The following is a 24,404-nucleotide window of genomic DNA, read 5'->3' as shown; positions in this document are numbered from 1 at the left end:
TCATTGTTTTTGCTGTTTGATTGTGATTGTAACAACCCGGTCAGCGAAAGACAGCTCAAGGTGAAATGGCAGCGCTACTGTTTCTCTGAGTTCCGTAAGGAATCCGTTCTTGAACTTTGGGAATTTCTCTGAAATGAGAATGGAATTGAATTCCGTATTGGCAGTGTCTGGAAGGAAAAAGTTCGAATTGCCTTCAGGGTTGTAGCAAACTGTTTCACCTGCAAGGCAATGCAGAACCGAGAGAATCGAATGCCAAAAACGATTAGGAATCTGGTCTCGTTCAAGTTCTTTGTTTGATGAGGAAAATACTACTGAGATGAATTCTTCTTTTCGGGTCAGTACGATTTGTTCTGCAGGATGCTGCATGGCCTCGAGGACCATCAAAAAGACTAAGCTTAAATGGGGATGTCTTTCATCGTAGAACATGCAAAGCCTGAATCCCGAAGTTCATGAAGGATACTAGTTTCTCAAACAGACGCCTGAATACTCTCCAGCACGCCGTCCCACAACTGCAGCCGGGCCTGAACTGCTGCCTGGGCGGCTGTGATCGCTTCCTGGATTTTCACTTCGTCTCCCGCGCAGAGTCCATTCAGGAGACGCAGCGACAGCGGGGCGTGGAAGTCGCCGTCCAGTTCCACGTGCCGGTTCAGGTAGAAGTGAAACACGGGCGCCTGCGTTTCCGAGACGCCGGTCCGCTTCAGGATCGCACGGAACATGCTGGGGATGATATGCTCGCGGCCCAGCGCAAACGCGGCCGCGATTTTGTGCGGTGCTCCATCCGCGATGAATTCAAACGTCTGAGTGGTGAACCGCCGCGATGGTTCGGGCAACGCAGGCAATTCCAGGGCGCTCTCGATTCCGCTCGATTTGACGGTGCTGATGAACTCATTCAGCGGGCCGGTGTCGGCACCGACTTCATTCATCGCCGTCTGATACAGTTCGAAGTGGCTCGCGTATACGCCGTCCGCGGTTTCGTCGCATTCTTCTTCCAGTACAATCTCATTGATAAACCGCCGGATGCTCCCCTCGCCGACCGGCACCCATGGCGCTCCAGTGGGAGCCACAATTCCCTGAAGCGTTTTCACCAGCGACATGAAATCCCACACCGAGTAGACATGATGTTCCATGAACCGCTGCAGGTCCTCCAGCGTCGCCATCGATTCATAGATCGGATGATTTTCCAGCTGCTCGGAAAACGAAGCGATGATTTCTGACGTAATTTCCCGTGACATGGACGGCCCATTCCCTGGTCTAAAAATCTGAGCGGCACGGCGCTAGCCGCCGGTTGAGTGAAGACAATTGGTTCTAATTACCGGTGGCTAGCGCCATTCCGCTCACTCAGCAAACGATGCGTGAAATAACAACTCACGCGATTATAGTTCGCACGGTCCGTTCTGGTAGGGCTTTCAGAACAATTTCTGCGGTCCTGTCACAGATCCCCGTATTTCGACGCCAGCACGACCGTATAGCCGTCCGGATCGCGGATCCAGATCTCGCGATGCTGCGCATTCGGATTGACCAGCGGCCCCTCCAGGATCTCTGCCGACATGTCCTCCGCACGGTAAGCTGCGTCGGGAAAGTCGTCGATTTCAAACCAGAGCAGCGCCCCGTTTCCTTTGGGGGCGTCCGGATCTCCCAGAAACCGATGTTCGTGGACATCCCAGCGGTGCAGTTGCAGGATCAGCGTCCCGTCGTCGCGCACCAGCTGTTCGTATTCATCACCGCCATGACCACTCTTGACATTCAACAGCCGCTGATACCAGAGGCTGCTGGCGGGGACATCATTCACCACGATCATCGGTTGCGGGCGCATCGGGTATTTTCCCTTTAAAAGAGGTAAAAGTCATTAGAAGTGGTTTCATAACTTATTAAGTAAGGTGAACACGCACGCGAGTTGTGCGAATCCTAAAAACAAATGACTGTATCGTTCATATCGTATTACCAGACGACGAAAGTTGAACAGCCAGCTGATGGTGCGTTCGACTTTCCAGCGGCGTCGATATCGCCGCAGAGCACGCCCGTCTTGCGTCGCTGGTTTCACACGGTTCTTGCGATGCGGACAGATCAGCTCTATCTGCCGTTCCGCCAGCTCTGTGCGCAGGGGATCGCTGTCGGCCGCACGATCATAAATCAGGCGATCGGGGTCGCGTGGCAAAACTCGCTGGTCCAGCAGGGATTCAATCAGCTTCACCTCTGCCGGAGAGGCACTGGCACGATCCAAAGCGAGAGGGAGCCCGTTTCCGTCGACCAGCAGCATAAGCTTGGTTCCCTTTCCCCGTTTTGTCTTTCCGACATCGGCGCCCCTTTTTTTGCGGGGCAGAATGTGCCATCCCCGAATGCTTCCGACCAGACAACCAGCTTCCGGCGGTCTAAGTGTTCGAGCAATCGCTGCCACGCTTCCAGGAAGACACCGTCTTCGGTCCATTCCTTGAAACGCCGCCAGCAGGTGCTGGGAGATGGTAAAAATGTTGGTAAATCTTTCCATCGGGCACCGGTCCTTAATACCCAAAGGATTCCTTCGAGGCACTCGCGGGGAGCCACTCTGGGCCGCCCTCCGGCTGCGTTTACCGGTGGTTCTGGAAACAGATCTTTGATCAGAAGCCATTGCTCGTCCGAGAGTTGTGGTTTTGGTTCCGTCCTGGACCCGGTAATGTTGCGACCTGTGGCAGGTCGTGACACGCGGGTCATGGTCATAATGAGACCTCCTTTCGAGGGAGGTACTCGTACAAATACTATACCAAACTGTTCACGTAGTTTTGGGTTTTGAAACTACCTCTCGTAAGCAGTAACGTTCCCAGATAGACCGGAATCAGAATCGAACGACGCATGACAGGGCTCCTGATGGAAGAGGTAAGTCTTTCGCACAGCAGTCATTTCCGCACAGGAAGTACCGGCGGGAAAATGACCACACACATTGTAAGGCGTCCCGGTCCGGGAAACATCACGCATTTATTGAGAAATTTTTTTATACCGGCAGCCGAGCAGGCAGCATGGACGCTGAGCAACCAGTTCTAAGGAAGGAGAATCGGCTAAATTTCGTGTCTCGCTGGATTTGAATCGCTGGTATGTTTTTTGCGGTTTTGGAAACTGGCGATCAGAGAAACATTCGACCTTCATTAGGAGAGGAGTCTGCACATGGACAACACAATGAAAATCAACGACCAGATCACCGTCGGTCCTCAGCCCAATCGGGACGAAATCTACGAATTCGGGCGAGAAGGCTTTAAAACCATTGTGAACTTCCGGGCGGCGAATGAAGAGGGCATGCCCCTCACTCCCCAGGCCGAAGGAGAAGCCGTTCAATCGGCGGGCATGCACTACTGTCACATCCCGGTCTCCATGAGCCTGCTCGACGATCAGCAGGTCGACGAATTTCGGGCTCAGTTCGATGACCTGCCGAAACCGATCTTTGCGCACTGTAAGAGCGGTAAACGGGCCGGTGCCATGGCGATGATGGAAACCGCCTGCGAACAGGGGATGACCGGAGACCAGACGCTGCAGCAGGCCCGGAAGATGGGATTTCAGTGTGACAAGCCTGAACTCAAAGATTTCGTTAAGCATTACGTCGATACCCATGGCCTCGAATAGCCTGTTCAGGGGAAATCATGCCTGAACAGGCCGTCTGACACAGTTTTTTTAATTCTGAGGAAACCACAGGGAAATTCCCCGGGAACCGCCACCGATCCCGGATCTTTGTGGATCGACGTGGACATCTCCGCCGATCAGAGATAAGATGGTACTTCTAAAGAATTTCCATCCAATGCAAGATCCCCTGCCCGATGTCAACAAACATCGTACGATCCCACCCTGGAGCTGATGATGCTGAATATTTTTGACGGTTCTGCCAACAAGTTCTGCAATCGAGTCTCGCGCCGCAATTTCATCAAAGTCGGTGCGCTGGGCTTTGGCGGTCTCACGCTGCCCAATCTCCTGCGGGCGGAACAGCAGTCGGGCACGGGCAAATCTCATAAATCGGTCATCATGATCTACCTGCCGGGCGGACCGCCGCACCAGGACATGTACGATTTGAAAGTGGATGCCCCCTCCGAGATCCGGGGTGAATTCAACCCGATCTCGACCAACGTGCCCGATATTCAGATCTGCGAGCACCTGCCCCGCCTGGCACGGATCACTGATAAGTGCGTCTATGTCAATTCACTCGTCGGTTCGATTGGTCAGCATGCGTCCTTTCAGTGTATGACCGGGCACAGTGATCGTAAACAGCCCGCCGGTGGCTGGCCAGAAATCGGTTCTGCCCTGTCGCACCTCAAAGGGGATCCACGGTCCACCTCCCCGGCCTATGTGAATCTCTCACCGAAGATGCAGCACACCCCGTACAACTTCGGAAAAAACAGCTTCCTGGGGACATCACACACTCCCTTCAATCCGAACGGCGAAATGAAGGGCGATCTGACCCTCAACGGGATCACCATCGATCGACTGCAGGATCGCAAACAACTGCTGCACAGCTTCGATCAGTTCCGCCGTGAAGCCGACAGCAGTGGCTCGATGGAAGGCCTCGATGCGTTCAACGAACAGGCTTTCGGCGTGCTCTCTTCCGGGCGACTCGTGGAAGCACTCGATGTCTCCAGAGAAGATCCTGCCGTCCGCGAACGTTACGGCAAAGGTACGACACGCAAGCAGGGTGACGCCGCACCGCGTTTGAACGAACAGTTCCTGCTGGCCCGTCGACTTGTCGAAGCCGGCGCCCGCATGGTCACCTTGAGCTACAGCTTCTGGGACTGGCATGGCAGCAACTTCAAGCGGGCGAAAGAGAACTTCCCCGATTTCGATCAGGCGATCACCGCACTGATTGAAGACCTGCATCAGCGCGGTCTCGCAGAGGATACCACCGTCATCGCCTGGGGCGAGTTCGGACGGACTCCCAAGATCAACAACAACAGCGGCCGCGATCACTGGCCCCGCGTCTGTAATGCCCTGCTCGCCTGCGGTGGCATGAAAACCGGCCAGATCATCGGCACCACGGATCGCCTGGGCGGTGAAGCCCAGGACCGCCCGGTTCACTTCCAGGAAATCTTCGCGACCCTGTATCACAACATGGGAATCGACGTCGAACGGGTCACCATGCCCGATCACGCCGGTCGACCGCAGTACCTGGTCGACAGTGGTTACCTGCCACTGCCGGAAGTCGTCTGAATCACAGCATGAACCTGTTTTACTGAATCGTGTCCTGTTTTCTCGTGGAGTAATTCACTCGGTCACCGTTGTCAGGCACGGTTTCAGGAATATCAATGACAGATAAAAATCAGGCGGTCTGGGTTTTTCATGGTGATTCAGCTCAGTTTTCCAGCGGTATCTTTACCACAAAAGAGACGGCAGACCAGTGGATCGCCCGCCACCAGCTCTCCGGTATGCTGACAAAGTATCCCCTCGATACCGGCGTCTATGACTGGGCCATTGCCGAGGGCATTTTCAAACCCCGTCAGGAATATCAGACCGGCGCCAAATTTATTAGCCGTTTCACCAGTGCCAGCCAGGAACATTACCACTACGAAGCAGGCATCGATCAGGCGAGAAACACAGATGATCCAGCGGCAGGACATGACACAGAAACCGCTGAATCATGAACACACAACAGTGGGACTCGGCCACTCAGCCTGTGGAAGAACTCTTCTGGGGCGCCCGGGAACCGGTGGAAAGTAGACGGTTCAGGACGGCAGATACCAAAAAAAACGCCAGTCAGGACGAGCTGACTGGCGTGAATAATTCATGCATCGAAGAGGTTCAAAAAAGGAAAACGTATAAATCCTCCTGGGAGATGATGCACGAGATAAAAACAATCGTTGTATGGTGAATATCGCCAGAATCCCGATTTTTGTCAAGCGATATATAAAATGAAAATGAATTCTTGGCAAAAAAACTGATTCGGCATCTGTTCATATATGAAGTATTAACGATTGTGACACACAGCCGACGGTCAAAACACGAGATTCTGCCGACCTTGATATCATTTCCTGTGCAGTAATAGTAATATAAAACAGCTGTCATGCATGACAGCTGCGAACTCAAACGTTACACATAAATAAGTACTGATTGACCGTGTCTCTGCCAGAGATCCGGTATGAGGAAATGAGCGGACTGGAATGCTGCAACAACTACGCTATCTCTTGTTACAGGTTCGCAACCCTGACGATCCGATGCGGCAGCAGGAAGTCAATTGCTTCGCCCGCTCGCTGGAGACGCAGGTCAGTCAGATCTCGGTCTTCGATCTCCTCGGCGGTCAACTTCATGAAGCCGACCTGACCGAGACAGACGTGGTGCTGATCGGCGGCAGTGGTCACTACTCGGCTGCAGGCGAAGGAGACTGGCTCGAGATCGCGCTGGAGAGCCTCCGCGTCGTGCATGACACCCGCAAGCCCACATTCGCCTCCTGCTGGGGATTTCAGGCGATGGCCCGCGCCATGGGAGGTCGCGTGATCCACGATCTCAACCGGGCCGAACTTGGAGTTCATCATGTCAGTCTGACCGCATCCGGCAAGGCAGATCCGGTCTTTGGACCCTCCGGAGAAGTTCTGCAAGGCCTGATGGGGCACGAAGATACGGTCGTCGAGCTGCCGCCGGGCACCGAACTGTTAGCCTCAACTGACCGCGTGGAAAATCAGGCCTATCGCTTTCTGGATCGCCCCATTTACTGTACCCAGTTTCATCCCGAACTCGATCGGGAATCGTTTCTGGGACGCCTCAATACCTACCCCGAATACGTGACGAAAATCTCCGGTCTCTCACTGGATGAGTTTCGCCATTCGATTCACGATACCCCCGAAACCATGGCTTTGTTAAAACGTTTTGTGCAGGAAATTGCTCCCCGGCATCTGAACCAGACCTGACCTGCCTGCCAGTTTTTTCACAGGTAACCCGTTTATGTCACAACCGCCAGACCAGAAACTGCATGTCGCCATCATCACCTCGGGAGGAGCCGGGATGTTCTGCGGCGCGTGTATGCACGACAACACCTGGACGAAAGCCATGATGCAGCAGGGAGCCGAAGCAACCCTGGTTCCCACCTACACCCCCATCCGCGTCGATGAAGAAAACATGACAGGCTCTCCCGTTTTCCTGGGGGGCATCAACGTCTATCTCAATTACCGCTCCCGGCTCTGGCGGCGTCTGCCCCGCTTTCTGAAACACTGGCTCGATACTCCCTGGATCATCAATCTCGCTACCAGTTTTGGTGTCAGCAATGATGCTCACGAACTGGGGGCGCTCACCGTCAACCTGCTGGAAGGAGATCAGGGAGCCGAAGGTGTCGAAATCGAAGAGCTCGCGCAGTTCCTGGGAGAGACACTCAAACCCGATGTGATCTGCCTCAGCAATGCCCTGCTCTCAGGCACGATCAAAGCCATCAAACAGCATTTTCAGGGGCCTCTGTTCTGTATTCTCCAGGGGGACGATGTCTTTCTGGAAGAACTGGGCGAGCCCTACCGCAGCCGTTCGCTGGAGCTGATTCGCTCGAACGTCCAGCAGCTGGATGGCGTGCTGGTGCACAGCGACTACTACCGCGATTTCATGTCTGCCTACCTGGATGTGCCCGTCGATCATTTCCACAAGGTCCTGCTCGGCATCAACCTGGAAGGCTATGATGGTACTCCCGAGACCAGCGTCGACGCACCCTTCACCATCGGCTTCTTCGCCCGGATCTGCAAAGAGAAGGGACTGCAGAACGTCGTCGAAGCGTTCCAGATCTTCCACGAACGACATCCCGACAGCCGCCTGCTGGTCGGAGGCTTTCTGGGGAAAGAGAACGAAGCCTGGTTTCAGGAGACCACGGCTCCGCTGGCGGAACTAAAGGAGTCCTATCAATACTGGGGCGGCCCCGCTTCCCATGAGGAGAAGGTCGACTTCTATAAAAGTCTTTCGGTCCTCTCTGTACCAACTGACTACCAGGAACCCAAAGGGATCTTCGTGCTGGAAGCCTTGGCGAACGGGGTGCCTGTCGTTCAGCCTGACCACGGTGCCTTTCCCGAACTGATTGATCAGACGGGCGGCGGGCTGCTGTATCCTCCCGGCGATACCCAGGCGCTCGTCGAGGCCTGGGAACTCCTCTACGCGGACAAGGATTACCGTAAACAGCTGGCACAACAGGGTTACGAACGCGTCCGCCAGTACTACAATGCCGAGCTGATGGCCACCGAAAGCCTGCAGTTTTTCCGGGATCGCCTCACCGCCAATACTCCCGCAGAGAACCCCCGCTAATTACCGCCTGGGTTCTGAATGTCCCGCCGTCCTGCTTAACAATTTCCCGGGATTCCGCTATGGTATAGCTTCAGACGGAAATCGTACGGAACGGGCTCACGGTCCGCTTCCCTCATATAGAAACATAAGCATATAAGGTTTGATTATTTCAATGGCTGATTTGCATGCGTTAATGAAAAAACTGCAGAAGAAGAATGATTCCAAGATCGTCCTGCTCGTCTCAGACGGACTGGGCGGACTCCCGCTGGAACCGGGCGGAAAAACCGAACTGGAAACAGCCAACACCCCCAACCTCGACGAACTGGCCAAGAACGGAACCCTCGGACGTAGCATTCCCGTGCTCCCCGGCATCACTCCGGGCAGCGGTCCCGGTCACCTGGGTCTGTTTGGCTACGATCCGCTCGAATTCAACATCGGTCGCGGTGTGCTCGAAGCCCTGGGCATCGATTTTGAACTCGGTCCCGACGACGTCGCCATCCGCGGCAACTTCTGCACGCTCGACGATGACGGCAACATCACCGACCGTCGTGCCGGCCGCATCGCCAGCGAGATCGGCGTCGAACTCTGCAAGAAACTCGATCAGATCGAAATTCCCGGCGTTGAAGTTTTCGTCCGTCCCGTAAAAGAATACCGCCTGGTGATTGTCCTGCGGGCCAAAGGTCTGGGCGGCGATATCCATGATACCGATCCCCAGAAAACCGGTGTCCCTCCGCTGGAACCGGTCGGAAACAACGAAGCTTCTCAGAAGACAGCCGACATTCTGAAAGAGTTTCTGAAGCAGGCAACGGAGATCCTCAAAGACGATCGTCCTGCCAACCTGCTTACCATGCGGGGCATCGCCAAGATGCCGGAGATCCCTACCTTCGAGGAAGTCTACGGCACCCGTGCTGCTGCCATCGCCGTCTATCCGATGTACCGCGGGCTGGCCCGCCTGGTCAGTATGGACGTCCAGGATGCCGGCCAGACCCTCGAATCGCAGATGGATCGCCTCGAAAAAATCTGGGACGATTACGATTTCTTCTTCGTGCACTACAAATACACCGACTCCACCGGCGAAGACGGTAACTTCGCTGCCAAAGTCGCCAAAACCGAAGAAGTCGATTCCTGCATTCCCCGTATCAAAGCGCTTAACCCGGACGTGCTGATCGTCACTGGCGACCACAGCACACCGTCCAAGATGAAGTCGCACAGCTGGCATCCCGTGCCCGTGCTGCTCTCTGCGGAAAATGCCCGCTTCGATGCCTGCCAGAGCTTCGGTGAATCCGAGTGCATCAAGGGCGGACTGGGGCAGTTCGAAGCCAAGTACCTGATGTCCATGGCCATGGCCCACGCCGGTCGCCTGGAAAAATATGGTGCCTGATCCCAGCGGGAATCACTCAACCAGACTCTCAAAGGATGCCCTCTTCTGCGGAAGGCGGCATCCTTTTTCGTTATATTCGTTGTGACTGGAAGGTAAAATACGCTGCCTGCCCTGATCGACAGGAAACATCAAGGAATCCGGATGATTTTGATCGATCCTGCTAATAATGCCGTTCTCTGGACAGGGGCCGCGCGCCAGGTCAGACTGAAGAACAGGACCACAACCATTTTCTACTCCAGGTGTCATTGATGTCGCAGTACTTAAGCCAGCTTTCAGGACTCTCCACCTTCATCATCATTCTGGCCTGTGGAGCACACCTGTTCTTCTTCTTCGTACTCTGGGTCTGGTCCCGCCGCGACCTGCGGGGCATCGCCTCGTCCCTGGATGACTTCACCCGCGGCCTCAAACACCGCAGCCTGCTCGATTCCACCGGACACCTTTCCGATCAGATCGAAGCCTTTCTGGCGGACGTCAACGAAACCATTGAACCGGGGGCCAACCCCGCCGACCGCAAGGTCCTCTCCGAACGCGTGCACATCCTCGATGAAAAACGCCGCTACCTCAATTCGCATTTCTTCGAGACCTGCTATAACATCTGCCGCACGATGATTGAAGCCTACCCGCTGGCCGGGGTCCTGGGGACCATCCTCGCGATGGGGGCGGCCCTGCAGACGAACGCCGGTGCCGAGACCGGTTCGGCCATCAGCTCCATCGTCAGCCATTTCGGTGATGCCATCTGGTCCACCTTCGCCGGACTGGCCGCTGCCATCCTGCTGATGTTTATCAACAGTGTCCTCGAAACCTCCTTTCTGGGACTGGTCGAAAACCGGCAGCATGTCCGCGATACCGTCGTACGGGCCAAGCGGGAACTGGCACTGGCGGAGGGGAGCGCTGCGAATCCATGATCAGCCGTCGCCGTTTAACGTTTCAACTCACGCCTCTGCTCGACCTGCTCCTGATTGTCATTTTCGCACAGTTCATGGACACGCAGGAAACGACCGCCCGCATCGAACAGCGAGCCGAGACCAAAGTCACGCAGGCAGAGCAGCAGGTAGCGCAGTTGGAAAAACGCAGCGCCGCAGAGCAGGAACGGTTACTGCAGCTGACCACAGAAAATGCCAAAGCCCTGCAATCGATTGAAAAGTCCAGAGAGGCCTATGAAACGTCTCAAAAAAGTTTCCGGATGCTCCAGCAGCAGTCAGAAAAAACGCAGATGGAACAGTCCGAGCAGATCGAACGCCTGCGTGATCAGCGCGACCGGGTCGGGGAACTCGTGCAGCAGCTGTTTCAGCTACCGGAAGACACGCTGGATCCGCTGCTGAAATCCAAAGGCACCCCCGATTCCCCGGAAACCCGCGAACAACGGGAGCGAATCCGCAAGCAACTCAAGGAACTCGCCGAGGCCCGGGGTGAAGATGTCGTGCGGCACTTTCTGACCTACGACGAACTCACCAAACGCAGCGACATCTGGGATCTCTATCTGACCGAGAACGGCGTCTTTCAACTGCAGATTGGCGACAAGTCGGCTGACTTCCGGGCGGCTACGAAAGAGGAGTTTGTCGATCGCTTCTATGCTGTCTACAAAACCACGCCGCAGCCCAAGAGCCTGGTGATCATCCTCTTTTCTTATGGAGATGCCAAAGCGTCCGTCCGATTTGCCGCCACACAGGGGCTACCCCTGGTTGCCGAACGCATGCGGGCCGACAGCAGTGGCCGCACCCGCTTCGAATATGCCGTCATGGGCTTTGTGCCTCAATCAACTGTTTCCACGAAGAAACAGCCGGCCGAGTCCCGCTAGGTGGCGTTTCTTTAATACATTTCAGCGTGATTAAGAGGTCAATCGCGATAGCTATGTGATTCTTTACCGTGGCCGAGGGTGTGCTCTTGCCCTTGTTTTCAGGACTTCAACAACAGAAAAGAAAATTAGCCGCAGGGCGTTAGCCCCGGTTGAAACGACTTTGGTATAGACCATCCGAATTAAGAAACACTACCTAGATCCCCAGTTCCTGTTTGACCTCTTTGAATTTCTCGATCGCAAAATCCAGGTCTTCAATCGAATGGGCAGCGGAAATCTGGGTTCGGATCCGTGCCTTACCCTGCGGCACCACGGGATACGAGAAGCCGATCACGTAGATCCCCTTCTGCAGCAACGCATCCGCCACACGGGCGGCCAGCGCTGCATCACCCAGCATGATCGGGACGATGGGATGTTCGCCTTCCAGCACATCAAAGCCGACCTGCGAAATGCCGGCGCGGAAATGTTTCGTATTCGCTTCCAGCTTGTCGCGGAGTTCCGTCGAAGCCGTCAGCAGATCGATGGCTTTGATCGACGCAGCCACAATCGGCGGTGCGACCGAATTCGAGAACAGGTACGGCCGCGACCGCTGCCGCAACAGTTCCACGATCTCTTTGCGACCAGAAGTATAGCCCCCGCTGGCACCACCCAGCGCCTTGCCCAGCGTTCCCGTCAGAATGTCAATCCGCTCCATTACGTCATGGAATTCATGCGTCCCCTTGCCGTGCTGGCCCATGAAGCCGACGGCGTGGGAATCGTCGACCATCACCAGTGCATCATACTTGTCTGCCAGATCGCAGATCGCCGGGAGGTTGGCAATATAACCGTCCATCGAGAACACACCGTCGGTGGCAATCATGCGGAACCGGGCCGAGGCAGCTGCCTTGAGCTGTTCTTCCAGGTCCTGCATGTTGTTGTTCTTGTAACGGAACCGCTGGGCTTTGCAGAGACGGACGCCGTCGATGATGCTCGCGTGGTTCAGCTCATCCGAGATGATGGCATCCTCTTTCGTGAGCAGCGTCTCAAACAGCCCGCCGTTCGCATCGAAGCAGGATGTATACAGGATCGTATCTTCGGTCCCCAGAAACGAGCTCAGCTTCTGTTCCAGTTCCTTATGAATCGACTGGGTTCCGCAGATGAACCGCACCGACGACAGCCCGTAGCCCCACTGGTCCAACCCTTCGTGGGCGGCAGCGATCACCTCTGGATTCTCGGCCAGACCGAGGTAATTATTCGCGCACATGTTCAACACCGGCTCCCCGGCTGCCACACGAATATGGGCATCCTGCGGCGTGGTGATGATCCGCTCTGCCTTGTACAGGCCCGCTTCTTTGATTTCTGCGAGCGTCTTTTCCAGTTCCTGCTTGATCGATCCGTACATAGGATGGTTCCTGATTAAATTTGCGGCGTCGTGACGTATTCTGTCTTACATTTCTTTCCAGTCGAGAATTACCTTGCCGGACTGACCCGACATCATGACCTCGAACCCTTTTTCGAATTCACTGGCATGGAAGCGGTGCGTGATGATGGGGCTGATATCCAGCCCGCTCTGCAGCATCACTGTCATCTTATACCAGGTCTCATACATTTCGCGACCGTAGATCCCCTTAATCGTCAGCATGTTGAACACCACCAGGGTCCAGTCGATGGCGATCTCTTTTTCCGGGATTCCCAGCATCGCGATCTTCCCGCCGTGACACATGTTGTTGAGCATGTCGCGGAAGGCGACCGGGTTCCCCGACATCTCCAGCCCCACGTCGAAGCCCTCAGTCATCCCCAGTTCTTTCTGGGCGTTGGCAATCGTATGCTCCCGCACGTCCAGCGCGAGTGTCGCTCCCATTTTTTTCGCAAGTTCCAGCCGGTACGGGTTCACATCGGTCACGACCACGTGCCGGGCTCCCGCATGCCGGACGACCGCAGCCGCCATCACGCCGATCGGCCCCGCACCCGTAATCAGCACGTCTTCTCCCAGCACGTCAAACGAGAGTGCCGTATGCACGGCGTTCCCGAACGGGTCGAAAATCGAGGCCACGTCCCGGTCAATCGAGGGATCGTGGTGCCAGATATTCGTCATCGGCAGCGAAATGTATTCCGCAAACGCGCCCGGCCGATTCACACCCACGCCCCGCGTATGAGCACACAAATGCCGTCGCCCCGCGAAACAGTTTCGGCACCGCCCGCAGACCACGTGTCCTTCCCCGCTGACGATTTCGCCCGGAACATAGTCGGCCACGTTCGAACCAACCTCCACGATCTCGCCGACGAACTCATGCCCCACCACCATCGGGACCGGTATCGTCTTCTGGGCCCAGTCGTCCCATTTGTAAATATGGACGTCGGTGCCGCAGATCCCCGTTCGATCGACTTTGATCAGCACATCATTGATGCCGATCGTCGGTTTGGGAACTTCTTCCAGCCAGAGGCCCGGCCTGGACTCTTTCTTCACGAGTGCCTTCATGATTTCACCCCGCTCAAAGAAATATTTCGAAGGATCAGCAGACTGAATCCTTTATAATGTCTGATTCTCCAGTATAATAGAAAATGAAAATCCATTTTGCAAGAGTTGTAATCCAATATATTGGAAATAGCGATGCCCGCCCAGCCGCCACGCAACCAGACCACCAGCAGACCAACCGCCGAACTCTCTCCCGATGAGATCAGCGGGCAGCTCTCACAGCGCGTCCGTGCCCTGCGGAAAGAGCGGGGCTGGTCGCTCGATTCGCTCTCTGCCGCCTGTGGGGTGAGCCGTTCCATGTTGAGCCAGATCGAGCGCGGCGAAGCCAATCCCACGCTGGCCGTCACGGTCCGCATTTCGCAGGCGTTCGGCATCGCCCTGGGCGAACTGGTCGAAGCACCGATTTCCACCTCTTCGATCGAAGTCATCCGGGCCGACGATCGCACCTTTCATTACCGTTCCGACGATGAATGCCGCATCCGCACGCTCTCGCCGCTCCACCTGGAAAAAGATGTCGAGTTCTACGAAGTGCAGCTGCACGCCAATGGAAAGCTGCAAAGTGCGCCCCACTTCAAAGGGACGCGGGAATTCCTGACCGTCGAAAAAGGCAAGATCGAACTGCAGTCCGGCGAAGACACCACCGTGCTCGGCCCCGGCGATTCCGCCAGCTACCGGGTCGACGTGCCCCACACCATCAGTAATGCGGGCCGCGGCGAAGCCGTCCTGTTTCTGGTCGTGATCTACCAGAACTGAGGGAAACAGCCGCGCTACAGAGGAGTCTATTCTGCCCTGATGGAACGCTCATTCCAAAGAGTGTCATTCAGAGCTTTCGGGTCCAGATGGCTTTCACTGTAAGTGTAGCTAAGAGGTGGCCGAGCCCGCCGGTCGGAGACATGGATACCAGGTTTGATCTTGAGTGACTTCGGATCAAAATAGTCGTCCGCAATTTCAAAATCGCTCGTTTTCACTTTGGTGATCTTGATGTCAGTATGGGAATGTATTGTCCGCTTGTTGATTTCAGTACCAGTCTCTGTTTTCTTGACGATGGTAGTGTAGGAATAGGAATCTGATTCCTTTTCTACATTGTCAATCTCAGGATTATGGTAGTCGTATTCAGACCTCCCCTGAGACAGAAAGTAAATTCCGGGAGCGACTTCCTGGTACTGAGTTTTAATCTGATACGTTTTTTTCCATGCAGAGGCACCTGGGGCTGGCATTTCGACTCGAAGCGAATGAACTGGTAAGTAGCCATACCGCTCATCCAAAACGATTCGACGCACATCGATTCGCCCCGATCCGTCTTCGGCCATCGGTCCGCATACTTCGATGGTATGCAGCGGACCATCCTTTGTGATTTGTAGAATAGCCTGACCGGAAGCAATGGCTTTGATCAATTTTTCTTTATTGAAGGGATCGGCGCGAATGTTGCGAAGGATCTGTAGGAGACTGTCACAATATTCATCCACCGGTCTGATGTCATCCACCGGTTCGATACCATACAGATCGGGCATGTAAAACTGATGAACTTCGTTCGTAGAATCAGACCGCCAGTCTAAATAATTCAGATCTGGATTACTGATCACGATGGTGTTTTTGTTGAGCACGTAAAAGTTCTGGCCATCATGCAAATTAATTATGGTGCGCCGTTCTGGTTTTTTGTCGAATCCTGACAAAATGAATTTCTCGATATCGAGCCGCATCTTTCCATTGCGGGTCACAAGTGTGAACTTTCGATTGCCTGGGTTGATGACACCCTGCACAAACGCGTTTGGGGGAACTCGACTCTGCTTTAGATACTCGTCGCGAATCCACTTCAGTTCTTTCATAAAGGAGTCCAGGTCCTCAATGGCGGCGACTTCTTTTGATTTCACTTCCTGGCTTTGCACAGTGGGACTGCAAGTCAGGAAAAGTGTAAGGACAGCGCATAGGGAATAGAAAAACTCAAGTGATCTGTTCCATGAGAATCCGGGGCTCTGCTGCATCAGTATCGCTCCTGCTACCAAGATTTATATTCCTGCCCCTGTCGTCAGCGCGCAGCTTAATACAAATTGTACAGTCAGGGAATAGCAGGTGGTGTGCAGACCTCTAAGCTGCTACTGCTCGCAGGCAGACACCGGCTGTGGCTCCGCTTCCACGGGCTCTGGTTCTGACACATCCGCGTACTTCTCTCGATGCCGATCGGCGAGGATCGTATCGATAAAGAACTGTGACGTATGAAACATCAGCAGCGGAAAAACGGCTGACGGAATCCCGGCATTGCCGAACATCGACGCGTCCGTCGCCACGAAGACCGCAATTGGCAGTGTCTTCTGGCTGCCCGCGATTGCACTGGCGATCCGGTCACGGGGATGAAACCGAAATGTCTTGCCCAGCAGCAGATTTGTGAAAAAGCCTCCTACATGCACCACGATGCAGCTGATCCAGACCACCACGACGGCCGCCAGGGAGATCCCCACTTTGGATGTCTGAATTCCATAGCCGGTCTGTACCGCTGCCAGCAGTACCATGAACAGTACGAAGACCAATGCCACGGTTCCCAGTCGCGACGTAATCCGGTCGGCGAACTGTTTGATCCGCGGATTCAGCCGCAGTATCTGACCGACAACCACGGGGAGCATCGCTGCATAAAACAGCTTCGTGACCATCTGCACGCGATCGAATTCGATCTCACGGGAGGTGATCAGTAGAATCCAGAAGGGAACGGTCAGAAAGCAGGCCCCGTTGGTGATCATGGTCACCATCAGCGAGACGCCGTCATTTCCGCCTCCTCGTCTCGTCCAGACCGAAGCCCCGCACAGCGTGCACGGCACGCAGGCCATAATGATCAGCCCGATCTGAAAATCGGGAGTCAGCTGCAGCGGCAGCAGCGCCCAGGCGATCAGGGGCAGCAGCACAATGTTGGTCGCCAGCGAGAGAAACAGCGGCCCCGGTTTGCGGATCGATGACAGCAGATGTTCGGAATTCAGGCTCAGCGACATCAGAAACAGGACGATCGCGGTCAGCCACGAAGGACGAATAAACTGCCTCACCTGGGACAGGGTCTCCTGCGATCCTTCATGACCGGCATAGACGCCGCAGGCAATCACCACCGTGATGCACAGCAAAAACCAGCGTCGTCGTAAAAAGGCAAGCATGTCTCAATTTTCAGTTGGTGTGGGGCGGGTGAGCAGCAGGGGGTTGTTTACTTGTTCTTGTCCCGAATGATCTTCCAGCGTTCGCTGAAAAATGCAAATGCGGGCCGCATGGCATCCGGGCAGCCTTTATTCTCATTTTCTGACAAAGAGAAAATCGCGCTGTTGATCTTGCCTGATTCCGCATCCGCAATCGCCATGTGGTACAGGACAGACAGGGAACGCCCCAGCCACTTCCCTTGGCTGTCGCGATGAATGTAAAACCGGTGACGGAGGAAGCTGTCAAATGACTGGGCCGCGACGGCGTATTCTTCCTGAATGAACTGCCCGATTCCGATAAAGTAAGCCGCATTCTGACCTGCCAGAACATGCATCTGGCGGATCTCCGGCGGTACAACCAGATCGGCAGGGAAGCGTTCTTCCAGCCGTGTGGAGACGTAGCTTTTGATTGCGGCCTGCTGCTCACCCAGCAATTGTGAAAGGCGGGTTTTCAGCAGTTTTTTGGTGGGAGCCCCCCATTTGACCTCGAAGAAGCCCTGGGCGTTCTCAACCGCTTGCTTGGCATCGTAGGGAACCGGTGCGCGGAACGGCAGTTTGATGAGGGACAGTGTCTTGGCCTGCTCTCCACTGATCGCTTCACTGGCATTGATCTCATTATCGGGGTATTCCGAAACAACGATCTTGTTGTCTTTCAGCATGCCCTTGCCGATCGACTGGATGTGCCCGATGAAGCCCGGGTCACCCTCCAGAGGGTCCAGGTTGCGATACAGCACAAAGGTCTGTTTACGGGACAACGAATCTTCCAGACGACGCATCCGCGTCGACCATTCACTGCTCCGCCCGAGAATCTCCACCTGGGCGGTTTTCAGTTCCTCAGCAGAGAAACGGCTGTCGGTATACTTGCCATAAAACTTTTTCAGCAGATCGGGATCCTGCTGGACCTCGGCGAACGTGGCCGGCATCTGAATCTGAATCGTATCTGCAGGCTGTGCAGGAGCGGGGATCGGCAGTCCCAGCACGGGATCATACAGGTAGATCTTGTCTTCCAGCAGCACGCCGACCAGCAGCTTGAACGGCGCCGGCTTCGCAGGCCGGAACAGAACGGCATCAATCCGCAACTGTCGCATCAGGTCAATAAAGATCCAGGCCCGCTGCTGTGCCGTTCCGGAACCGATCACACAGATTTCATAGGGCGAGAGTGGCAGCGCATTCTTCTCTTCCGGGACGAGGTCAATATTGTTCACGGTGTAATAGAAGGCAGCCGTGGTTCGTTCCAGGTCATTCTTTTTGCCTTCAATGGCTGCACTGACCATCCCGTTAAATAACTGTGAATCTCTGATGAAATTGCCGTCGATTTCAGTAAACCGCGTCAGATCCATCTTGGCCAACTGGGCTTCACTCAGATATTTCTGCAGAAACGGTTTCTGGGAATCGGTTACTGTGGGTGGTTTTGCGTCAAAATTACCACAACTCTCGGCCCACTCGTTCAGCAGAGAGACAGCGGGTTTCAGACCGGAACTGATCCCCAGCCGTTTGGGCTGCATCATGTTGATCGAATTATCGATATAACTGAGACATTCCGAATCGCCCTTCTGGGTCACAGACGTCGTTGCTGTGGTAGTGCCTCCCTTACCGCCGGCCCCTGCTTTTTTCGCGGGTTTGGGAGGTTTGCAACCGGACAGGCAGATCAACAGACAGCAGAGACAGACGCCGGGCAGCACAGACTGGCGATTTCTGGAAAATGGGCGGAGCAGAGCGGTCAAAGTCATATCAATCGTGGTTTCATAGTATGGTACATTCCCATCAATTCTCTGATGGAGATGTGGTGTTGAAGATGCGGTGCATTCACAGGTGATGAGACGACAGAAGATCGATCATTCAACTGACTGTACTCTATACTATAACCGATTTTCAGGCAGATGGAACGTCTTAAGGGGCTCCGATTTCGTTCACCAGGGCACGAAACCGCAGCAATTCGGCCGCAAAACCGGCAAACTCGTCCAGAGGCAGCATATTCGGTCCGTCACTGAGCGCCTGTGAGGGGTCGGGATGTGTCTCCGCAAAGATGCCGTCACAGCCACAGGCTACTGCCGCCCGCGCCAGGTAAGGAATCATCTCCCGCTGCCCTCCGGTCGATTTGCCTCCCGGAGTCTGCACGCTGTGGGTCGCATCGAAAATCACCGGCGGTCCCATGGCCTGCATGATGGGAATGCACCGCATGTCATTCACCAGCCGTCCGTAACCGAAAGTGGTTCCCCGCTCGGTCAGCATCAGTTGTTCCTGTCCGAACGCTTCACACTTCTTCACCGCATGAATACAGTCCTCGGGCGCTACGAACTGTGGTTTCTTGATATTCACCACGCCCCCGTGCTGCAGCGCCGCTTTCGAAGCCGCTTCCAAAAGATCGGTCTGCCGGGCCAGAAATGCCGGGATCTGTAAAATCCGACAGACTTCCGCAGCCGCGGCCGCCTGCCCCGGTTCATGGATATCGGTGGTCACTTCCAGACCCGTGACCTGTTTGACCTTCGCCAGAATTTCCAGCCCCGCCTCCAGCCCCGGGCCGCGGAAGCTGTCGACGCTGGTCCGGTTGGCTTTATCAAAGCTGCACTTGAAAACGAGCGACAGGCCATCCCGGGCTGCAATTTCAGCCAGGCGTTCGGCAGTGCTCAGCACCAGGTCTTCGCTTTCAATCACACAGGGGCCGGCAATGAACAGCAGGGGCAACTGCGTGCCGCACTGCAGCTTGCCGATCGAGACAGGGTTTTGGGCCACGGGAGAATCCTTTCAGTGGGAGTCGGGTATTTTTACGAATTATGCTTCAATCGTCTGAATGGGGCAAGGGACGATCAGCTTCAGGGCTCGGGGAATGACCTTGATTTCCGCCGGCGTCAACCCGGAGGCATCTCCATCGGTCTGGATCGGCACCGGCCTGGTCGAATGAATCCGGATCGAGCGGGCCTGGATCTTCTGAACGTATTTTGACGTCAGATGCGTGCCTCGGATGATCTGCCACAGGTAAAGCAGCATGCTGATGATACCCCGTTTGCGAAACAGGATCAGGTCCAGCATCCCGTCGTGGTCGACCGCATCCGGCGAGAAGTTCAGATTCAGCCCGTAGGCGGGAATATTCACGACGATCGCATGATAGGCGGTCTCTTCGCTGGCACCATCGTCTAAACTGATCAACAAAGATTCGAAGGGGTAGTCATACAGGGTTCTCAGGACCGGCTTCAGGTAACTCAAGTACGAAATATTCCCTCTGCGGACCTGGGCCAGATTTTCCACGACCGCGGCGTCAAAGCCGATGCTGGCCATCAGGACGAACTTCCGCTGGTTGAGCTGGCAGACATCGATCTCCCGGCTGGCACCCTGTTTGATCATTTCCGCTACGAACGCACCCGATTTGGGAATCCCCAGGTAACGCGCCAGCAGGTTTTCGGTCCCCAGAGGCAGAACGGCAATCCGCTGATCCGGGTAGCGATTCACCACATCCTGCACCGTCCCGTCTCCCCCGGCGGCTACGATGCACTCCGGCGGCGTGGTCTGGATGCGCTCCGCCACGTATTCCTGCATCCGTTCCCGATTGGAAAACAGACGCGGCCGGATTCCCTGCTGCTTTAAATGCTGTACCAGATCCAGAATCAACGCAGCGCGATCCCCTTTTCCGGAAATCGGATTTCTCTGAATGGCGACCCAGGCATCAGACATCGTAAGGCATTCTTAACTGGCGGCAGGTTCTGGAAGACTCGGCTGGAAAAGCCGATTTGTCAGTCATTCAGGCGAGAAGACTTGAGAAAAACTATTCAAAATCGTGAAGAACTTTCTGAAAATAGAAGATTCACTACCTTGCTTCTTAATTTTGGCTGACAGAAAGCCGATTTCATAGGTACTGTCCCAGGTTTGTTTACGGCTTTCAAAATATTTTGATTCAAAGCGCGAAAACCGGAATTCATGTTCTATCATTAATGAGTAGAAATACGTAATTAAAGATTGAGATTACTTGTGTTCCAGTGAGCCGATCCGGTAAATTGGAGAATATAACAGGTGTCCTCGCTCATGATACAACTTTAAGTCAGGCAACAAGTGTCTTAGTGGACAAAGGCTGTTTTCATAGTGACCAATCCGCATAAAATTCTCTTCTGTGGGCCATCGGATAACCAGACCTCTGATTTGAGGCAGCAGTTCGCTTCCGACGACTATCTGGTGGTGACTCCGGAGAATCTGGCACAGGGAATTGCGGAGTTCGATCAGGGAAATGTTTCCGCGCTGGTGGTCCCTGCGACCCCCGGGACACTCCCCCTCGCATTGATTCAATCCGGCTCGCTGCTGGAATATCTGCCCCACGCTGTTGTCGTCCTCGATTCCGATCTGCGAATCATCTGGGCCAACCATCGGCTGAACCTGTTATGCGACCAGCAGGAATCGTTAATCGGTCATTCCTTCTACGATGCCTTCGGGGCACCCGAAATTCTGGGCCCGGATTTCAGCCCGTTTCACACTGCCTTTTCCACACGTAAGCTCGCCAAGAGTGGATTGCGGGTGGGAGACAAGAGTTATTTCGACGTCGAAGTTATGCCGGTCATTACCGAACCGGACAGCGAACAGGATCCCGCGTATCTGGTCGCCAGTGTCCGCGATATTTCCGCAGAAGTCCTGCAGCGTCAGAAACTCAACGCTATCTACCAGGCCGGTCTGGAACTGGGCGATCTCTCGCCGGAAGAAATCTACGAGATGTCGACCGAAGACCGGATCGAACTGCTCAAAGCCAAAATTCTGCACTACACACAGGATCTGCTGGAATTCGAAACCGTCGAGATTCGCATCCTGGATAAAGCCACCCAGCGGCTGGATGTTCTGCTGGCCGTCGGCATGGAACAGGTTGCCACCAACCGCAAACTGTTTGCCAAGCCGGAAGGGAACGGCGTGACCGGTTTTGTCGCCGCCACAGGGAAGAGTTATCTCTGTGAAGACACGACACACGATCCACTTTATATGACCGGCGCTCCGGATGCCCGCAGTTCTCTGACCGTTCCTCTGCATCTGCACGACGAAGTCCTGGGAACCTTCAATGTGGAAAGTCCGCATACCGGCGCTTTTGATGAAAACGATCTGCACTTCCTGGAACTGTTCAGTCGCGAAGTCGCGATTGCCCTCAATACTCTGGAACTGCTGGTGGTCGAAAAACTGACCACGGCATCTGCCAGTACCGAGTTAATCATGCGTGGGGTCGTCGATCCGGTCGACGAGATCCTCAACGACACTGCCTGGATTCTGGAGCGGTACATTGGACACGAGCCTAATGTGTGCGAGCGATTGCAGCGTATCCTTAAAGACACTCGCCATATTAAGCAACTGATCCAACAGGTGGGAGACGAAATGGCTCCCCAGACTCCACACCACCACAAAGTGCCTGCCATGCGACAGGTGAACCCCAAGCTGCTCAACAAGCGGGTTCTTGTCGTCGACAGTGACGCCACTGTCAGGCGGGCCGCCCACGAACTGCTGGGTCGGCTGGGGTGTGAAGTCGAGACCGCCCATAACGGTGAAGAAGCATTCCTGATGGTCCGCAGCTTCCACTACGATGTGGTCATTGCCGACATCCGCCTGCCCGATATGAACGGGTACGAATGCTTCGCCCAGATCCGTGAAATCCATGAGCATTTGCCCGTCATCCTGATGACAGGCTTCGGCTACGATCCCACGCACTCGATCGTGAAAGCACGCCAGCTCGGTTTGAAATGCGTCCTCTACAAACCATTCCGCCTGGACCAGTTGGTCACCGGCGTCGAAAAAGCAGTCAGCATTTCCGAAGATATCACCTCAGAAACCTCCAACTGACACGCCTCAGTTCCCCCTCGTCAATTTTTTCCCGAATTCTCATAACAGGCTCGATTTCAGTCTGCGCCTGCTTTATATTAAAAAAGTTAATATATACAGAGGTCAGTACCAGTCCCACTCGGATCTGGTTCGCCTGATTTTCTGCCCCCCACCGGATGACTTCTCGCTCAAGGAGAATTGCTGATGTCTCATTCCGTCGACCGCCGCGAGTTTCTCAAGAAAGCACTCATCGCAGGTACCGCTGTCCCCGCTCTCTCCTCTGCTCTACCGCTCCCGTCACTGGAAGCAGCGAACAAAAGCAAAAGCCCCAACGAGAAACTGAACCTGGCGACGATCGGTGTAGCCGCCCGTGCTTATGCCAACATCACGGGCACCAAATCAGAAAACTTCGTCGCCCTGTGTGACATCGACGCCCACCGGCTGGAGAAAGCCTCCAAAGAATTCCCGCACGCCGACACTTATAATGATTACCGCAAGGCCCTCGACCGGGACGACATTGACGCAGTCCTCGTCAGCACTCCCGATCACATGCATGCTCCCGCAGCAGCCATGGCGCTTCGCAAAGGGCTGCCCGTCTACTGTGAAAAACCGCTGACCCATTCCGTTTACGAAGCCCGCGTGCTGACCGACCTGGCCGCCAAAGCCGGCGTACCAACCCAGATGGGGAACCAGATCCACGCCACAGACAACTATCGCAAGGTTGTCGAAATGGTCCAGTCCGGCGTGATTGGTCCCGTCCGTCGCGTGCATGTCTGGGTCGGCGGAGGTGTGCGCATCGAAGGCAAACGCTCACAGGAAAACCATCCCCCGGCCTACGTCAACTACGATCAGTGGATCGGCCCGGCGCCCTTCCGTCCCTACAACGAAACCAGTTTCCATTTCAACTGGCGTTACTGGTGGGATTTCGGCAACGGTCAGCTGGGCGACTTCGGTTGCCACTACATGGACCTGCCGTTCTGGGCCCTGAAACTCAAGTACCCCAAAACCGTGGTCGGTGTTGGCGAGAAGGGCCACAAAGGCGAAAACGACTGCCCGAGCTTCATGCGCGTCGATTATGAATTCACCGAACGCGACGATCTGCCCCCGGTCCACATGACCTGGTATCACGGCGGCTGGAAACCCAAAGGGGCCGAGATCTACGAAAAGAACAGTGCGGTCCTCTTCGAAGGAGACGACGGCCGTCTGCTCGCCGACTATGGCACTAATAAGGTCTTCATGGAAGCCGGCAAAGAAGCTAAACCGGTGAAACCTTATCTGACCCGTCCTGAAAGCCACCACATCGAATGGCTCAACGCCATCCGCAACGGCACTCCCACCGGCAGTAACTTTGCCTATGCCGGCCCGCTGACCGAAACGGTACTGCTGGGCAACGTCTCTTACCGACTCGGCGGAAAGAAACTGGAATGGGACGCCGAAAATCTGAAAGTGACCAACGCCCCCGCAGCCGACCAGTACCTCAAACGCGAATACCGCAAAGGCTGGACGCTGTAGTCTGATTATCGCTTACAACTCTCGACTTAGAGCCCAATCTCGGGTGGCACTCAACGCGGGTAACGATTCTGTGTAAGTTAAATAAATCTTGATGCGGACAACCGTTAGGTTGTTTAATGC

23 protein-coding genes are annotated in these 24,404 nt (G+C 55.0%); 12 read left to right on the top strand and 11 right to left on the bottom strand.

Annotated elements, in window-relative coordinates:
* From Enr10x_RS23625 to Enr10x_RS23610, 4 genes are all read right to left on the bottom strand, one after another.
* Complete coding sequence (locus Enr10x_RS23625; RefSeq protein WP_145113569.1) at positions 1-426, bottom strand: hypothetical protein; 426 nt, start codon at positions 424-426, stop codon at positions 1-3.
* Positions 427-467: 41 nt separating this feature from the next.
* Positions 468-1,232: a DUF3050 domain-containing protein gene (locus tag Enr10x_RS23620; protein WP_145113567.1), complete on the bottom strand. Its 765-nt coding sequence runs from the start codon at positions 1,230-1,232 to the stop codon at positions 468-470.
* A 197-nt stretch (positions 1,233-1,429) separates the two neighbouring features.
* A complete protein-coding gene (locus Enr10x_RS23615; protein ID WP_145113566.1) occupies positions 1,430-1,813 on the bottom strand; it encodes a VOC family protein in 384 nt (127 codons plus the stop codon).
* Positions 1,814-1,858: 45 nt separating this feature from the next.
* Positions 1,859-2,688 (bottom strand): IS5 family transposase gene (locus Enr10x_RS23610; RefSeq protein ID WP_390620441.1). Its coding sequence is split into 2 segments (ribosomal slippage): positions 1,859-2,298 and positions 2,298-2,688, totalling 831 coding nucleotides; the frame shifts between segments, so codons are not numbered across the junction.
* A gap of 447 nt (positions 2,689-3,135) precedes the next feature.
* On the opposite strand from Enr10x_RS23610, the gene Enr10x_RS23605 reads away from it, so the two are divergent.
* The 9 genes from Enr10x_RS23605 to Enr10x_RS23565 all read left to right on the top strand — a co-directional run bounded on the left by Enr10x_RS23605 (position 3,136) and on the right by Enr10x_RS23565 (position 11,372).
* Entirely contained in the window at positions 3,136-3,588 is a 453-nt protein-coding gene (locus Enr10x_RS23605) for a beta-lactamase hydrolase domain-containing protein (protein ID WP_145113562.1), read from the top strand.
* Positions 3,589-3,816: 228 nt separating this feature from the next.
* Complete coding sequence (locus Enr10x_RS23600) at positions 3,817-5,157, top strand: DUF1501 domain-containing protein (protein WP_315851809.1); 1,341 nt, start codon at positions 3,817-3,819, stop codon at positions 5,155-5,157.
* Between the two features lie 95 nt (positions 5,158-5,252).
* Positions 5,253-5,588, top strand: coding sequence for a DUF7710 domain-containing protein (locus Enr10x_RS23595; protein WP_145113560.1), 336 nt, complete (start codon positions 5,253-5,255; stop codon positions 5,586-5,588).
* Positions 5,585-5,815 (top strand): hypothetical protein, encoded by a 231-nt coding sequence (locus Enr10x_RS23590; protein ID WP_145113558.1) that lies wholly within the window; start codon positions 5,585-5,587, stop codon positions 5,813-5,815. The genes Enr10x_RS23595 and Enr10x_RS23590 overlap by 4 nt, the downstream gene beginning before the upstream one ends.
* A gap of 289 nt (positions 5,816-6,104) precedes the next feature.
* Positions 6,105-6,848 carry a type 1 glutamine amidotransferase gene (locus Enr10x_RS23585; protein WP_145113556.1) on the top strand — a complete coding sequence of 248 codons (744 nt, stop codon included), beginning with the start codon at positions 6,105-6,107 and terminating at the stop codon, positions 6,846-6,848.
* A gap of 34 nt (positions 6,849-6,882) precedes the next feature.
* The gene (locus Enr10x_RS23580) at positions 6,883-8,214 is read left to right on the top strand and encodes a glycosyltransferase family 4 protein (protein ID WP_145451562.1); all 1,332 of its coding nucleotides are present in this window, start codon (positions 6,883-6,885) and stop codon (positions 8,212-8,214) included.
* Between the two features lie 151 nt (positions 8,215-8,365).
* Entirely contained in the window at positions 8,366-9,574 is a 1,209-nt protein-coding gene (locus Enr10x_RS23575) for a 2,3-bisphosphoglycerate-independent phosphoglycerate mutase (protein ID WP_145113553.1), read from the top strand.
* 248 nt (positions 9,575-9,822) lie between these two features.
* Positions 9,823-10,479 (top strand): MotA/TolQ/ExbB proton channel family protein, encoded by a 657-nt coding sequence (locus Enr10x_RS23570; RefSeq protein WP_145451561.1) that lies wholly within the window; start codon positions 9,823-9,825, stop codon positions 10,477-10,479.
* Positions 10,476-11,372: a hypothetical protein gene (locus tag Enr10x_RS23565; protein WP_145113549.1), complete on the top strand. Its 897-nt coding sequence runs from the start codon at positions 10,476-10,478 to the stop codon at positions 11,370-11,372. Before Enr10x_RS23570 ends, Enr10x_RS23565 begins: the two co-directional genes overlap by 4 nt.
* A gap of 193 nt (positions 11,373-11,565) precedes the next feature.
* Here Enr10x_RS23565 and Enr10x_RS23560 read toward each other — a convergent pair whose 3' ends face one another.
* Together Enr10x_RS23560 and tdh are read right to left on the bottom strand one after the other, a co-directional pair.
* Positions 11,566-12,750, bottom strand: coding sequence for a glycine C-acetyltransferase (locus Enr10x_RS23560; protein WP_145113547.1), 1,185 nt, complete (start codon positions 12,748-12,750; stop codon positions 11,566-11,568).
* Between the two features lie 45 nt (positions 12,751-12,795).
* Complete coding sequence (gene tdh / locus Enr10x_RS23555; RefSeq protein WP_145113545.1) at positions 12,796-13,827, bottom strand: L-threonine 3-dehydrogenase; 1,032 nt, start codon at positions 13,825-13,827, stop codon at positions 12,796-12,798.
* 132 nt (positions 13,828-13,959) lie between these two features.
* Here tdh and Enr10x_RS23550 point away from each other — a divergent pair, with 132 nt between their 5' ends.
* Positions 13,960-14,577 (top strand): helix-turn-helix domain-containing protein, encoded by a 618-nt coding sequence (locus Enr10x_RS23550; protein WP_145113543.1) that lies wholly within the window; start codon positions 13,960-13,962, stop codon positions 14,575-14,577.
* 26 nt (positions 14,578-14,603) lie between these two features.
* Here Enr10x_RS23550 and Enr10x_RS23545 read toward each other — a convergent pair whose 3' ends face one another.
* The 5 genes from Enr10x_RS23545 to Enr10x_RS23525 all read right to left on the bottom strand — a co-directional run bounded on the left by Enr10x_RS23545 (position 14,604) and on the right by Enr10x_RS23525 (position 20,663).
* Positions 14,604-15,827 (bottom strand): hypothetical protein, encoded by a 1,224-nt coding sequence (locus Enr10x_RS23545; RefSeq protein WP_145451560.1) that lies wholly within the window; start codon positions 15,825-15,827, stop codon positions 14,604-14,606.
* Positions 15,828-15,917: 90 nt separating this feature from the next.
* Positions 15,918-16,958: a bile acid:sodium symporter family protein gene (locus Enr10x_RS23540; protein ID WP_145113539.1), complete on the bottom strand. Its 1,041-nt coding sequence runs from the start codon at positions 16,956-16,958 to the stop codon at positions 15,918-15,920.
* Between the two features lie 47 nt (positions 16,959-17,005).
* Positions 17,006-18,724 (bottom strand): hypothetical protein, encoded by a 1,719-nt coding sequence (locus Enr10x_RS23535; protein WP_145451559.1) that lies wholly within the window; start codon positions 18,722-18,724, stop codon positions 17,006-17,008.
* A gap of 160 nt (positions 18,725-18,884) precedes the next feature.
* Positions 18,885-19,727 carry a 3-deoxy-8-phosphooctulonate synthase gene (gene kdsA / locus Enr10x_RS23530; protein WP_145451558.1) on the bottom strand — a complete coding sequence of 281 codons (843 nt, stop codon included), beginning with the start codon at positions 19,725-19,727 and terminating at the stop codon, positions 18,885-18,887.
* Between the two features lie 39 nt (positions 19,728-19,766).
* A complete protein-coding gene (locus Enr10x_RS23525; RefSeq protein WP_145451557.1) occupies positions 19,767-20,663 on the bottom strand; it encodes a diacylglycerol/lipid kinase family protein in 897 nt (298 codons plus the stop codon).
* A 405-nt stretch (positions 20,664-21,068) separates the two neighbouring features.
* Here Enr10x_RS23525 and Enr10x_RS23520 point away from each other — a divergent pair, with 405 nt between their 5' ends.
* Positions 21,069-22,793: a hybrid sensor histidine kinase/response regulator gene (locus Enr10x_RS23520; RefSeq protein WP_145451556.1), complete on the top strand. Its 1,725-nt coding sequence runs from the start codon at positions 21,069-21,071 to the stop codon at positions 22,791-22,793.
* 183 nt (positions 22,794-22,976) lie between these two features.
* Positions 22,977-24,284 (top strand): Gfo/Idh/MocA family protein, encoded by a 1,308-nt coding sequence (locus Enr10x_RS23515; protein WP_145451555.1) that lies wholly within the window; start codon positions 22,977-22,979, stop codon positions 24,282-24,284.
* Positions 24,285-24,404 lie beyond the last annotated feature (120 nt).

The organism is Gimesia panareensis (genome assembly GCF_007748155.1).
GTDB classification, from domain to species: Bacteria; Planctomycetota; Planctomycetia; order Planctomycetales; family Planctomycetaceae; genus Gimesia; species Gimesia panareensis.
This window is presented reverse-complemented; position numbering and strand designations above follow the sequence as displayed.